12 protein-coding genes are annotated in these 13545 nt (G+C 62.3%); 6 read left to right on the forward strand and 6 right to left on the reverse strand.

From position 1 onward, the window contains the following. Positions 1 to 5: 5 nt before the first annotated feature. A complete protein-coding gene (locus tag NW851_RS11200; protein ID WP_414333454.1) occupies positions 6 to 1934 on the reverse strand; it encodes an FAD-dependent oxidoreductase in 1929 nt (642 codons plus the stop codon). A gap of 180 nt (positions 1935 to 2114) precedes the next feature. Between NW851_RS11200 and NW851_RS11205 the strand changes: the two genes are divergently transcribed. Beyond that, the gene (locus NW851_RS11205; protein ID WP_414338557.1) at positions 2115 to 3326 is read left to right on the forward strand and encodes an argininosuccinate synthase; all 1212 of its coding nucleotides are present in this window, start codon (positions 2115 to 2117) and stop codon (positions 3324 to 3326) included. A 78-nt stretch (positions 3327 to 3404) separates the two neighbouring features. Here the strand turns inward: NW851_RS11205 and ahcY are convergent, their stop codons facing one another. Next, positions 3405 to 4685 carry an adenosylhomocysteinase gene (gene ahcY / locus NW851_RS11210; protein ID WP_414338560.1) on the reverse strand — a complete coding sequence of 427 codons (1281 nt, stop codon included), beginning with the start codon at positions 4683 to 4685 and terminating at the stop codon, positions 3405 to 3407. Between the two features lie 110 nt (positions 4686 to 4795). Between ahcY and ruvX the strand changes: the two genes are divergently transcribed. Both ruvX and NW851_RS11220 read left to right on the forward strand, forming a co-directional pair. After that, on the forward strand, positions 4796 to 5308 hold the full coding sequence (gene ruvX / locus NW851_RS11215; RefSeq protein WP_414333448.1) for a Holliday junction resolvase RuvX: 513 nt from the start codon (positions 4796 to 4798) through the stop codon (positions 5306 to 5308). Positions 5309 to 5446: 138 nt separating this feature from the next. Beyond that, positions 5447 to 6664, forward strand: coding sequence for an NAD(P)/FAD-dependent oxidoreductase (locus tag NW851_RS11220; protein ID WP_414338562.1), 1218 nt, complete (start codon positions 5447 to 5449; stop codon positions 6662 to 6664). Here NW851_RS11220 and proC read toward each other — a convergent pair. From proC to speB, 4 genes are all read right to left on the reverse strand, one after another. Beyond that, positions 6650 to 7453: a pyrroline-5-carboxylate reductase gene (gene proC, locus NW851_RS11225; RefSeq protein ID WP_414338565.1), complete on the reverse strand. Its 804-nt coding sequence runs from the start codon at positions 7451 to 7453 to the stop codon at positions 6650 to 6652. The genes NW851_RS11220 and proC overlap by 15 nt on opposite strands. A gap of 5 nt (positions 7454 to 7458) precedes the next feature. Beyond that, a complete protein-coding gene (locus NW851_RS11230) occupies positions 7459 to 8028 on the reverse strand; it encodes a cell division protein SepF (protein WP_414338579.1) in 570 nt (189 codons plus the stop codon). 571 nt (positions 8029 to 8599) lie between these two features. Next, a complete protein-coding gene (locus NW851_RS11235) occupies positions 8600 to 9322 on the reverse strand; it encodes a YggS family pyridoxal phosphate-dependent enzyme (protein WP_414333442.1) in 723 nt (240 codons plus the stop codon). Positions 9323 to 9469: 147 nt separating this feature from the next. Then, positions 9470 to 10375 (reverse strand): agmatinase, encoded by a 906-nt coding sequence (speB, locus tag NW851_RS11240; RefSeq protein WP_414338569.1) that lies wholly within the window; start codon positions 10373 to 10375, stop codon positions 9470 to 9472. Between the two features lie 186 nt (positions 10376 to 10561). Here speB and NW851_RS11245 point away from each other — a divergent pair, with 186 nt between their 5' ends. The 3 genes from NW851_RS11245 to NW851_RS11255 all read left to right on the forward strand — a co-directional run bounded on the left by NW851_RS11245 (position 10562) and on the right by NW851_RS11255 (position 13482). Continuing rightward, positions 10562 to 11314 (forward strand): DUF561 domain-containing protein, encoded by a 753-nt coding sequence (locus NW851_RS11245; RefSeq protein ID WP_414338572.1) that lies wholly within the window; start codon positions 10562 to 10564, stop codon positions 11312 to 11314. Between the two features lie 175 nt (positions 11315 to 11489). Then, positions 11490 to 12224: a ribonuclease PH gene (rph, locus tag NW851_RS11250; RefSeq protein ID WP_414333437.1), complete on the forward strand. Its 735-nt coding sequence runs from the start codon at positions 11490 to 11492 to the stop codon at positions 12222 to 12224. Between the two features lie 91 nt (positions 12225 to 12315). Then, the gene (locus tag NW851_RS11255) at positions 12316 to 13482 is read left to right on the forward strand and encodes a response regulator (protein ID WP_414338575.1); all 1167 of its coding nucleotides are present in this window, start codon (positions 12316 to 12318) and stop codon (positions 13480 to 13482) included. Positions 13483 to 13545: the final 63 nt, after the last annotated feature.

Genomic DNA, 13545 nt, shown 5'->3' on the forward strand with positions numbered 1-13545 from the left:
ACTGCCTACCAGTGCAGCCGCTGTCCATGGGCAACCAGGTAGCGCTGCAAGTCGGCCATCTTGCCCTGCGGCACAATCTGGGCCGGGATCAAGCCGGGATCCTGGCTGTGCAACCAGGCTACGATGAGCCCCGCTGCCGAGCCGATGGTCCACTCGCCGTAATGGGTGCGGGTGGCGGCGTTGACGATGTGGCTGACGGCGATCCCTTTGCCGCCGATGAGCAGGTTATCCACTTTCTGGGGGATCAGGGCCTCTAGGGGGATGACGATGGGGCGGACGGAAAACTCGTTGACGGGCGCCGAGCTGGCCGACAGGGAAGGCTCCCAGTTGCGGTAGCGACAGCCGTGCATGTCGATGGCGTAGTGAGTCACCCCTACGGCGGTGGGGCTAAAGTCCCGTCCCCCACTGGTGCCGACACGGATGTCTTGCTCCAGCATCTGGAATTCCGCCTGGCCGTAGGCAGCTCGCCCCAGGATGCGCCGCCCCTCCCGGATGTAGGGGTAGAGGCTGAGGCCGGAGCGGGTGCCCAGCAAAGAGTCCTCGGCAAACACCAACGAGAGGGGATAGCCGGCGCGGGCTTGGGTTTCCATCAGCCACTCGGCAAAGAGCAGGGCGTGGTTTTCTCCATCTTTGAGGGCGGAGACGTCCAGCCCCCCCAGCCAGTTGTGGCGCTGCCCTGAGGCCACCAGCCGCTCTTCTGTCAGGATTAGGGGCGGGTTCATGATCCCCCAGTCGTTGCCGCGGTTCCAGTTCACCAGCGTCAGGTCGCCCGGCACCGGTGTGCTGTGGAAGGGATCCGTGCGGCCTTTGCTGACGATGCGGCGGTAGTTGAAAAAGCTCTGGCCGCTGAAGGTGGGAAACCCCTCCAGGTCGAACTGGCGGCGGTGCTCGGCGCGGGAGTAGCCCGGCTGCAACTGGGCCAGCTCGGCGCGGGAGCGCCCGCCATCGTCGTGGATGGCCAGCACGAAAGGAAAAGTGAAGGCCTGGGTGCACTCCGGGTTGCTGGCCGGGGCGGCATTGGGCTCCCCCGTCAGATCTCGCCCTTCTGAGCCCAGCCGGTAGGGGATCCCCGCCCAGCCCACCAGCTCGCCGGTGTCGGTGGCGTCGATAACAAACAGGTTGCGGCCCGGTGGCGCCTGCAGCCGCAGCACCCGCTTGGCAAACACTTCCGTCTCCTGCCAGCCATACCAGCTCACCAATTCCCGCCACAGCCGCCCTGGCGGCACAAAATTGGGATCCCGCGGCTGCCGCTGCACGGCGTAGAGGCTCTCGATGCGGGAGCCGTCAGCGCTGAAGGTGGCCCCCTTAAAAGCGGTCTGGGTGGCCCAGCGACTCTGGGGAGCAGACTGAGCCGCCTGCCGCAGCCAGGTTTCCACCGCCTGCAGACCCGCCTGGGGCGGAAAACACAGCCCCCCTACCCAGCAACTGTTGATCTTGGTCACGCGGGTTCCCGGCGGGATCCCTGTCCAGGCGGGCAGATGCAGCGGCTGGCTTTCGATGAGGGCCTTAAACTCCAGCCAGTGGCGGGAAAAATTGCCCCGCTGCCGCATGGGGAGGGACTCGTCGATGGCCGATACCCCCTGCGAGGTGATCTGCCCCCCCAGCCAGGGGGTGAGCTCGATGAGACAGGTTTGCACACCCCCCCGCATGGCTTGGCCTGCAGCCGCCACGCCCCCCAGGGATCCGCCCACCACCACCAGCTCGCACTCCCAGATCTCGTCCGGCTGCGGCAAGGGATCCAGCAGCGGCCAGCCGTGGGCCGTAAAACGGGGCGGCTCCGGCTCTGGAGCGGCGACGGGAGATCCCCCTTCCGGCTGGGAGAGGGCGGCGAACCCCATCCCCGCCACGAAGCCCAGCAGAGACAGGATCCCCAACCCCAGCACTCGTTGGCGCCTGAGTCTTTGCTGTGCTGCCGGGATCCTCTTGCCGGCCATACTCACCTGACCTCACACCCCAATTTGCGCCGGCAACCTTTTGGACAGCGATCCAAGGCCCGGGAGAAATCCCTTCGAGAATAGCCGACAAAGCTGCCTCTAGGGTCAGGCCGAGTATAAGATCCGAGCAACAAGGCATAATGGGCTAGCAACTTTTTTCCAGCAGGGATCCGCAGCAGCATGGGACGGGCAAAGAAAGTGGTATTAGCCTATTCGGGCGGCGTCGATACTTCCGTCTGCATCCCCTATCTCAAGCACGAGTGGGGAGTGGAATCGGTAGTCACCCTGGCGGTGGACTTGGGTCAGGGGGCAGAGCTGGAGGCCATCCAAGCCAAGGCGCTGAGGGCCGGGGCGGAGCAATCCCTGGTGCGGGAGGCCGTCCAGACCCTGATTGCCGACTACGCCTTCCCCGCCATCCAGGCCAATGCCCTCTACGAGCAGCGCTACCCTCTCTCCACTGCCTTGGCCCGACCCCTGATCGCCAAGCTGTTGGTGGAGGTGGCAGAAGAGGTGGGCGCCGACGCCGTGGCCCACGGCTGCACCGGCAAGGGCAACGACCAGGTGCGCTTCGACCTGGCCATCGCCGCCTTGAACCCCAAGCTCAAGGTGCTGGCCCCGGCCCGCGAGTGGGGCATGACCCGCGAGGAGACCATTGCCTACGGCGAGCGCTACGGGATCCCTATGCCGGTGCAAAAGTCCAGCCCCTACAGCATCGACCTCAACATCCTGGGCCGCAGCGTCGAAGCCGGGATCCTGGAAGACGCCGACCAAGAACCACCGGAGGAAGTCTACGCCCTCACCCGGCCTATTTCTCAAACCCCCGACGAGCCCGCCTATGTGGAGATCGCCTTTGAAGAGGGGATCCCGGTAGAGCTGGACGGGCAGCGCCTTGGCCCCAGAGCCCTCTTCGAGCGGCTCAACGCCTTAGCCGGCAGCCACGGTGTCGGTCGCATCGATATGATTGAAAACCGGCTGGTGGGGATCAAGTCGCGCGAGATCTACGAGTGTCCGGCCCTAACGGTGTTGATCCAGGCCCACCGCGAGCTGGAAAGCCTCACCCTCACCCGCGAGGTCATCCACTACAAGTACGGCATCGAGACCACCTACAGCCAATTGATCTACAACGGCCTTTGGTATTCGCCGCTGCGGGAGGCCCTGGACGCCTTCATCTGCACCACCCAAAAGAGTGTTACCGGCGTGGTGCGGATGCGCCTGCACAAGGGCCAGGCTGTCTGCGTGGGCCGCCGCTCTCCTTACTCCCTCTACAACGCGGAGCTGGCCACCTACGGGGAAGGGGATCAGTTCGACCACCGCGCTGCCGAAGGCTTCATCTACATCTGGGGTCTGCCCACCCGCGTCTGGGCCCAGGTGCACCGGGGCGGTGGTGCTTGAGCTCTACCGCCCCACCTGCCTGCTGGCCCAACGGCGCAGGTGGGCCAGGTTTTCCACCGCGGGGGTGAGGGGCTTTCTCTAGGTTCCTGCCGTCCAGGTGTTGCCGTACTCGATCTGCTCCGGGGTAAGGCTGTCAATTTGGATCCCCATGGCCTTGAGCTTGAGGCGGGCGATGGCCTCGTCGATCTCCGCAGGAATGGGGTGCAGCCCTGGCGCCAGCCGGCCACGGTTTTTCACCAGGTACTCGCAGGCCAGCGCTTGGTTGGCAAAGCTCATGTCCATGACGCTGGCGGGGTGGCCTTCGGCGGCAGCCAGGTTGATCAGCCGGCCCTCCCCCAGCACGAACACCGATTTGCCCGACTGGAGACGGTATTCTTCCACAAAGGGGCGCACGCTCTGCCGGGAAACCGTCCGCTCTTGCAAGGCCACCAGGTCGATCTCGATGTCGAAGTGGCCGGCGTTACAGACCATCGCCCCATCTTTCATCCGGTCGAAGTGCTCGCCGCGGATAACGTGCTTGTTGCCGGTGACGGTGATGAACAGATCCCCCAGAGGGGCGGCCTCGGCCATGGGCATAACCCGAAAGCCATCCATCACCGCCTCCAGAGCCCGCACCGGGTTGACCTCGGTCACGATGACCTGGGATCCCATGCCGCGGGCCCGCATCGCCACCCCCTTGGCGCACCAGCCGTAGCCGGCCACCACCACTGTTTTTCCGGCCAGGAGAATGTTGGTACAGCGCAGAATGCCGTCCAGGGTGGATTGGCCGGTGCCGTAGCGGTTGTCGAACAGGTGCTTGGTCTCGGCGTCGTTGACGGTCATCACCGGGAAGTTGAGCACCCCCGCCTTGAACATGGCCCGCAGGCGCACCAGGCCGGTGGTAGTCTCTTCCGTGGTGCCGATGATTTCCGACACCTGCTCCTGGCGATGCTGAACCAGCTCCGCCGTCACATCGCCGCCGTCGTCAATGATGAGATGGGGGCGGTGATCCAGGGCGATCTGGACATGGCGGCGGTAGGTCTCTACATCTTCCCCCTTGATGGCAAAGACCGAGATGCCGTAGTCGGCCACCAGGCTGGCGGCCACATCGTCTTGGGTGGAGAGGGGGTTGCTGGCGATGAGGACGCTATCGGCTCCCCCTGCCTGCAAGGCCAAGGCCAGATTGGCCGTCTCGGTGGTGACATGGCAGCAGGCCACCAGGCGCAGACCGGCCAGGGGTTTTTCTTGGGCAAAGCGCTCCCGGATCTGGGCCAGCACCGGCATCTCCCGCGCCGCCCATTGGATCCGTTGCTTGCCCAAGGAGCTGAGGCTGAGGTCTTTAACTTCGTGCTTGGGGAGAGACAGGGTGGCGCTGGTCATCGAGAAGGCTCCAAAAAGGGTCGTCGAAAAAGGATAGAGGTTCAGCCGAGCTACACGGCTAGAGACAGGGAGTTTCAGGCCGTTACAATGTCGGCAAGAGGGATAAACAGATGTCAACAGACCTGAACTATTCTGCCACAAGGGATCCCTTTTCAGCGCTGGGTCTGGACGTGGGCAACCGTCGCATCGGCGTGGCTGGCTCCGACGGGCTGGGGCTGCTGGCTACCGGCCTGGGGGTGATCCGGCGCCGTTCCCTGCCCGAAGACATTGCCCAAGTGCAGGAGTGGATCCGCCGCCGCCGGGCCACCGTGGTGGTGGTCGGGATCCCCCTTTTGGCAGATGGCTCGGTGGGATCCCAGGCCCGCAAGGTGCAGCGGTTTGTGCGCGCTTTGCAGGTGGCGGTGGATCTTCCCGTTATTACCGTCAACGAATACCTGAGCACCGTACAGGCGGAGTGGGATCTGCGCGAGGCCGGGATCCCGGCCAAGGCCCAGAAGGGTTTGATCGATCAACAGTCGGCGGCAGTGATTCTCCAAACTTGGCTGGACGAGCGACGGGCTTCTTTGTCGGAAGTGCCGGGCTGGCGGGGCTGGGGCAGCAAAGACTACGCTGGAGAGGTCTAGCCGGGCCAGTGCAAGTCAGCTCGAAGCATGAAGCATAAGGTGTGCCATCCCCGGTCGGCCCGCTGGCGTTGGCAGGGCCTATCTTTTAGGTGGGGGCTTGTCGCGCAATTTTGGTAATCTCAAGCTGAGCATCTGAGCATGAATCGCATTTGCATTCTTGGGGGCGGCTTTGGCGGGTTGTACACAGCTTTGGAACTGAGCCGGCAACCCTGGTCAGAGCCACCCCAAATTACCTTGGTCGATCGCCAGGAGCGGTTTGTCTTTGCTCCTTTGCTGTACGAGCTGCTCACCGGAGAAATGGAGGACTGGGAGGTGGCTCCCCGCTTCCAAGATCTGCTGCCCTCGGAGTCGGTGCAATTTCGCCGCGGCTCTGTCCAGGCCATTGACCTTCAAGCCCGCCGAGTGGGTCTGGAAGACGGGCAGAGCCTAGAATACGACGCGCTGGTGCTGGCGCTGGGGGGAGAAACCCCTTTACAGAGCGTTCCGGGAGCGGCGGAGTTCGCTTTTCCCTTTCGCACCCTGGCCGATGCCCAACGGCTGCGGGCCTACCTGAAAACGTTGGAAGAGCGGGATCCGGCTCAGCCGATAACTCTGGCCATTGCCGGGGCGGGGGCAAGCGGCGTGGAACTGGCCTGCAAGCTGGCAGATCGGCTGGGATCGCGGGGACGGATCCGTCTTATTGAGGTGGGATCCCGGATTTTGTCGGGCTTTGCTCCTTCCAGCCGGGAGGCGGCCCAAGTGGCGTTGGCCCAACGGCGGGTGCAGGTGGAGTTGCAAACCAAGGTTTTGGGCATCGAGGCTCTGGGCGAGAACGGCGCCCCCCCCTTGCGCCTACAATTGCAGCGGCTGGAGGCCCAGGAGATAGCCACGGATCTTGTGGATGCGGTGCTGTGGACCGTCGGAACCCGACCGGCAGCGGTGATCGCCAACTTGGATCTGCCCAAAAGTGAGCGGGGACGGCTGCAGGTTTTGCCCACCCTGCAAACTCCCCCCTTTCCAGAAGTGTTTGCCCTGGGAGACGTAGCGGCGGTGGTGGATGCCGAAGGCCAGCCGGTGCCCGCCACCGCCCAAGCAGCTTTTCAACAGGCCGGCTATTGCGCTTGGAACCTGTGGGCCTTGCTCACGCAGGAGCGGCCCCTGCTGCCGTTCCGCTACTTTTCTCTGGGGGAAATGCTCAGCTTGGGGACGGATACGGCGGTGCTTTCCGCCCTCGGCGGCCTCACCCTGAGCGGCCCCCTGGGCTATTTGGCCCGACGAGCCATCTACCTGGTGCGTCTACCTACCCTGGAGCACCAGCTCAAGGTGGGATGGAACTGGATCACCCGCCCGCTCTGGCAGGCCCTAGGAGCCCTGTAGCTGGCGGGAGCGCTCGTAGGCTGCCCGCACTGCCCGCATCAAGGCCCCTCGCACCCCCGCCTCTTCCAGGACTTGGATCCCGGCGATGGTCGTTCCCCCTGGGCTGGTCACTTGATCCTTGAGAAGAGCGGGGTGGAGCTTCTCGTGCTGTAAAAGGGCAGCCGTGCCCGCCAAGGTCTGCATCGCCAGTTGGGTGGCGAGGGGACGCGGCAGCCCCACCCCCACCCCCCCGTCGATCAGCGCTTCCAGGATCACCGCCAAATACCCCGGCCCCGATCCCGACAGGGCCGTCACCGCATCCATTTGGCTTTCGGCCACCGTCACCACCTGGCCTACAGCCCGAAACAACCTTTCCACCTGCTCCTTCTGATCAGGCGTCACTCCTGGCCCGTAGCAGATAGCCGTGATCCCTGCTCCCACCAGCGCCGGTGTGTTGGGCATGGTGCGCACCACCCTCTGCTGGGGAAAAGCCTGCTGCAACTGCTGCAAAGGGATCCCGGCCATAATCGAGATCACCAACTGCGCGGCGGACGGCTGGCCCATCTCAGCCACCACCTGCGGGAAAACCTGGGGCTTGACGGCCAAAAATACAATCTCAGACTCTCCCGCCTGAGATAGATCCGCCAACAGCCGAATGCCCAGCTCCTGCTGTAGGGTCTTGGCCTTGTCCGGGTCGGGCTCCCGCAAAGCCACCTGAACTGCAGGATAAAGCCCCGCGGCCACCCAACGCCGCAGCAGGGCGGATCCCATGGCTCCCCCCCCGATCACACTCAGCAGCGGTCGCTCCATACTGGCTAGTGCTGGCCCACCGCCTGCAAATGTTCATAGCTGCTGGGCCAGAGAGGGGCAGGGCTGTGCAAGGGACGCTGCAGCGGCTGCACCCCTTGGCTACTGGGGGTGGAGACCGTCACCGTGCTGGGGGTGAACAAAAAAATATTTTCGCCAATGCGCTCCTGGTGGCCATCGATGGCGTAGGTGCCACCGGCAACAAAATCCACCGAGCGCTGTGCTTCGGCGGGATCCATCAGGGTCAAGTTCATGATCACCGTCTTGCGCTCCCGCAGGTACTGGATGACTTGAGCCATCTCGTCAAAGCTGCGCGGCTCCAGCACCACCACTTCGCTGGTGGGTGGGTTGACGCCCGGTAATCCAATTACGTTGCTCCCCATACTGCCCCCTGCTAAGCGATCCCGATGTTGACTGCGCCGATGGCCCCGCGACTCTTCTCGACCGACAGACCCTTCCCCGGCTTCCGCTCCCCGTTGTCGACGTCCGCGTGGAAGGGCACTGGCTTCCTGCTCTTCAGGAGCCGGTTGGGAACGGCGTCCCTCGTAGAGCAGTTGGTAATCATCCTGCCCTTCCATTTCAGGGTACTCCTCCAGGCCGTCCACGGGATCATTCAGGCCCACAAAATCTCTTACCCTGCTCCAGATTCCATTGACATTCATCGTCCACATCCTCACTACAGGTCATGGTTTGCGGCAAGCGCAGGATTCAGGCTCTTGATTGGATCTTGAGTAGCCCAGTCAAGCCAAAGGGCATCTCCAATCTTTATTTTTAGTTAAAGTTTTTCAAAAGGCCGAGACAGGGTTTGCTCGAGAAGCTGCCGAGGCAGGTTAAAAAACCCATGGGCCCGACGAGTCGAGTTTACCCAGAAGAAGTGAAGATGTCATCCCACTTGTCCAGCCACTGCTTTGGCCAGAGTCTACTGCGCTCCTTGTCCAGCTTGAACACGTGTTAACGGGAGTGACGCAAATGATTACAAGTTTCCCTAAAATTTCCCCGACAGGGTAAATTTTGGGCGGGATTGCCCTGTTTTTGCCCGATTCAGGCCGAACTCCAACCCAGAGCGTGCCCTGCAGGGCAACTCCGGAGTTGCGCTGCTTTACACAAAATTTAATCACAATTCAGCGGCTTCATGGAGACTCCATCTATCTATTTCCGCTCGGCATCGGCGAACAAAGCGCGCCCCAGCCGAATCAGGTTGGAGCCTGCGGCCACCGCCAGGGGGTAATCGTCGGACATGCCCATGGAGAGGGTGTGCAACTGCAGATGCTCGTAGCCGCTGCGCTGGATGTGATCCGCCAGCTCGGCCAGCTTGCGAAACAGCTCTAGGGCTGCCTCTGAGCTCAAGCCCAAAGGCAAAATGGTCATCAGGCCCACAATTTGCACCTGCAGCAGTTGGTTCAGTTGCGGCAGGCTTTGCAACAGATCGGGGATGAGCCAGCCGAATTTATTGGGATCCGGGGCCAATTTCACCTGCAAGCAGAGCTTGGGGGTAAGGTGCAGCTCCCAGGCTTTTTGGTTGATCAGCTTGGCCAGGCGCAGGCTATCGACGCTGTCAATCCAGGCAAATTGTCTGAGGGCCGGCTTTACCTTATTGGTCTGCAAATGCCCGATCAAGTGCCAGACAATATCGGTCAGATCCTGCAGTTGCGCCTGTTTGGCGGCTGCCTCTTGCACTCGGCTTTCGCCAAAGTGGCGGATCCCGGCTCGATAGGCGGCGCGGATGTGGTTGACGCTGTAGCCTTTGCTCACCGCCATGATCTCCACATGGCCTGGGATCCGGGCGCGGATGGCCTGAATGCGGCTGTGGATGAGCTCTTCGTCAACGGGGGGCGGCGACGCTTCAAGGGAGCTGGAAGAAGGCGGAGACATGGCTAGGGCCACCTAGGAAGCTAGCAGAAGATCTCGACAGAGAGAGTCCAGTCCTCGTTTTGTCTGGATACTTCGAGATTGGAGCCGGTGCTCCAGCGGCCAGGTGGAAACAGGGGGAACCCAGCCATAGCCCAGTTCTTCTGGAGCCTAGCCCAAGGCCGCCGCCAGGATCTGATAGGCCAGCTTGGCGGCGGTGAAGGCGCTGCGGCGATCGGTTTCCCGTTCCCCGGTGACCGCCAGCTCCACCACATCGGCGCCGACGATTTGCCGCTGCTGCCCCAGGGCCCGGATCAGCTCTACGGTCTCCCACCAGCCCAAGCCGCCGGGTTCGGGGGTGCCCGTGGCCGGCACGACCGCAGGATCCAACCCGTCCACATCCACCGTCAGGTAAACCTGGGATCCCAGCGTGGCGATCACCTCGGGGATCCACTCCTGGGCTGGCTTGCCGTGCAGGCTGTGGGCAAAGAAGGTGTGCAAGCGGTGCTTGCGAATGGCCTGGCGGTCTTCGGCGCAGAGGGAGCGGATCCCCACTTGGGTGAGGCGGCCGCCCACTTGTTCCACCACACGGGCCATGGCGGAAGCGTGGGAGTAGCGGGATCCCTCGTAGCTGTCTCTCAGGTCGCAGTGGGCATCGATCTGCAGCACGTGCAGTTCTGGGTAGTGGGACAGGTGGGCGGCAATCAAGGGGCCAGTGATGGAGTGCTCCCCGCCAATGGAGAGCAGAAACCGCCCTGGCCTTACCCACTCGGCAGCGCGGCGCTGAATTGCGGCCATGGCCAACTCGTGGGCGTCCAGCCCCTCGAACTCCACTGGCGGCGCCGTCCAGTAGCGGGAGGTCTCTGCGGCAAAGTCGGGGTGGAGGGCCGGCTGGCAGTCTCTCACCTCGTCGTAGATCTCTACATAGGCAGAAGCCTGCAACAGCGCCTGAGGGCCTTTGGCCGTGCCTTTGCCGTAGGAGGTGGTGGCCTCGTAGGGGATAGGCAACACAATGGCTTGGGCCAGCTCCGGATCCGGCTCAGCCAGGCCCAAGAAGGGGAAAGGAGAGCGGTACATGGCAAGAGCAGAAGAGGGGATCCCTATTGTATTGAAAGATCTTGGGATAGCCCGCAAAGATTGGGGTAACCGGCCAAGGGCGGATCCCTTGTAGGATGGCAGCAAACCCTCTAGACTGAGCAAAGGTTGCCCTAGCCGATTTGCTTTCACTCCTCTTGTATCCCGTTTCAACAAGCTAACGAGCCTATGACCACAGCCTCTCAAGCTGCCCTTTTCGACGCCCTTGCCCGGCGCCGTGCCCTCAAGATCATCAGCGGCCTGCAAAACTTCGACCTGCAGTCGGTGCTGAAAGTCACCCGTGCCGCCCAGGAGGGAGGAGCCACTTGGGTGGACATCGCCGCCAGTCCCGAATTGGTGCAGCAGGTGCGAGCGCAAATTGATCTGCCCATCTGCGTGTCGGCGGTGGAGCCGCAGCGATTGGCTGCCGCCGTCCAAGCGGGGGCCGACATGGCTGAAATCGGCAATTACGACAGCTTCTACCCTTCGGGCCGCATCTTCTCCGCTGCGGAAGTCCTGGAGCTCACTCGCCAAACCCGCTCTCTGCTGCCGCGCACGCTTTTGTCGGTTACCGTTCCCCACACGCTGCCTTTGGATCAGCAGGCGGAATTGGCCGAGAAACTGGAAGATCTGGGGGCCGATCTCATCCAAACCGAGGGCAGCACCAGTGCCGAGCCGGTTCACGGGGGATCCCTGGGCTTGATCGAGAAGGCTGCCCCCACCTTGGCCGCCGCCTATGAGATCAGCCGTGTGGTCTCGGTGCCTGTTATCTGCGCTTCCGGCCTCTCAACGGTAACGGTGCGCCTGGCCATCGCTGCCGGTGCCTCAGGTGTGGGGGTGGGCAAAGCTGTCAGCCGGCTCCAGGATGAAGTGGCCATGGTGGCCCAAGTGCGGGCGCTGGTAGAGGCCCTGGGAGACTCTCGGATCCCTGCCTTTGTCTAGGTTGATGCCTGACCGGTGAGAGTTAAACTGCTGGCGCCAGCTTGTGCTGGTGCATTTTTTTATCGCTTCCGTCCGCATCCGTTTCTCGCCGGCAGCCGAGTCATGCTCTGTATAGTTTCCAATCCCTGAGCCCAGACATGGTTGACAATGCGAGGGATCCCTTTTTGAACTGCCCATGAGCTGGCAACGCCCCGATGGCCGCACGGCTGCTCAATTGCGCCCGGTTTCCTTCCAGCGCCGCTTCACCCGCTATGCGCCCGGATCGGTGTTGGTGAAGTTTGGCGATACCCATGTCCTCTGCACCGCCAGTGTGGCGGAAGAAGTTCCCCCTTTTTTGCAGAATACCGGTCAAGGCTGGCTGACGGCGGAGTACCGCATGTTGCCCGGAGCCACCCCACAACGACAGCCACGGGAGATGTTGAAACCATCGGGCCGTACTGCCGAGATCCAACGCCTCATCGGACGCAGCCTGCGCGCCGCTCTGGATCTCCAGAAGCTGGGATCCCGCACCATTACCCTCGATGCCGATGTGTTGCAGGCCGATGGCGGAACTCGCACCGCCGCGATCACGGGGGGCTATGTGGCCCTGCACGACGCCGTCACTTGGCTATGCAAACAGGGGTTGCTGGATCCGGCTCAGGGATCGCCGCTGCGGCAGCAAGTGGCGGCCCTTTCGGTGGGAATTGTGCAGGGGGAAGTCCTCGTAGATTTGTGCTATGAGGAAGACAGCCAAGCCGAGGTAGACATGAACATTGTCATGAACGAGCAGGGATCCTTTATCGAGATTCAGGGCACTGCCGAAGCCGGCTGCTTCAGCCGACCGCAATTGTTGCAAATGGTGGAGATGGCCCAAGCCGGGATCCGAGAATTGCTGCAGGCGCAACAGCAAGCTCTCAATTGGGAACCGTAGCCAGCTTTGCAACGGCGACCCTTCAAGGCGTTGGTACAGCTTAGAACAAGGCCGGCAATTGGCCTGAAGAAGTTGGCCTGGAGAATGCCGCATGTCCCCTTTCGTATTCGGTTCGGAGGAACTTGCGCCCCTGCTCAGGCAGCAAGGCCGGCGGTTTACCACTGGCTACCTGCACCTTCACCTCAGAGGGCTGGATCCTGCCGAGGTCGCAGAGCCCTGGGTACTGACTTATTACTACGGCAGGCTCCTCTTTTCTGCCGATCAACCCCTCAACACGCAAATCCTGCTGAAACGCCTATCTCGCTTCATCGCCCGCCTCAACTTGGAATGGTCGCAGCGGGCCATCTCGGTGGTGCAAGAGCGCCTGCTGAAGAACCGTTCCCTGCCCGAGCTGCTGGAGGCCATCACGCAGTTGGGCTTGCTCAAGCCAGGAGAGTTGGAAGATGCCCTGTGGCTCAACCTGCTCACCGATTTCGACCGCTACCTGTTTGAGCGGTCAGGCGCCTGCTACTTCGAAGTGCAGGAACGGGTCGCCCAAGAGGCCCCCATCGGCGGGTTTGAGTTGGAGCCTCTGTTGCAAGAAGCAGCCCGCCGCCACGATCGATGGGCAGATTTGAAGGTGGCCATTCCCACGATGCTGGCGATACCGGTGGTCAACTGGGAGCGGGTCAACCGCTATCGCATCACCGATGAGCAGCGACAGAAGCTCCACGCCCTCACCAAAGACGGCCAGTCGCTAGAGGTGATCGCCAAGAAGCTGTGTCGGGATCGTCTGGAGGTGGCCAATCTCTTTGCGGCCTGGGTCAAAAAAGGGCTGGTCAGCCTGCAAACACCCCAAGAGCTGCTGCAGACCAAGCCCCACAACCCGATAACCATCTTGGCGGTGGACGACAGCGTGGTCATGCAAGAGATCCTGCGGCAATATTTGTCCAACTATCGAGTGATTACAACAGGCAACCCCGCCGAGGTGCTCCCTCTGTTGTTTCAGCATCGGCCTCATCTGCTGTTGATGGACATCGCCATGCCGGGGATCGATGGCCTGGAGCTCTGCCGCATTGTGCGCAGCTTGGAAGAGTTTAAGTCCCTCCCCATCCTAATGGTTACCTCGCGCGATGGCCTGCTAGCTCGCATCCGCGGCAAATGGTCGGGAGCAACTGGCTACCTGACCAAACCCTTCAACGAAAGCCAGCTTAACGAAGAAGTGAGGAGGCTTCTGTTTGTTTCCAATTTCTTTTCCAATTTCTTTTCCAATTTCTAGGGATCCCCCGAAGAGCTAACCGCTCGCCTCCCCTCTCCCAGTGGGAGAGGGGCCAGGGGTGAG

The sequence above is a fragment of the Synechococcus sp. H55.7 genome (assembly GCF_047462395.1).
Classification (GTDB): Bacteria; Cyanobacteriota; Cyanobacteriia; order Thermostichales; family Thermostichaceae; genus Thermostichus.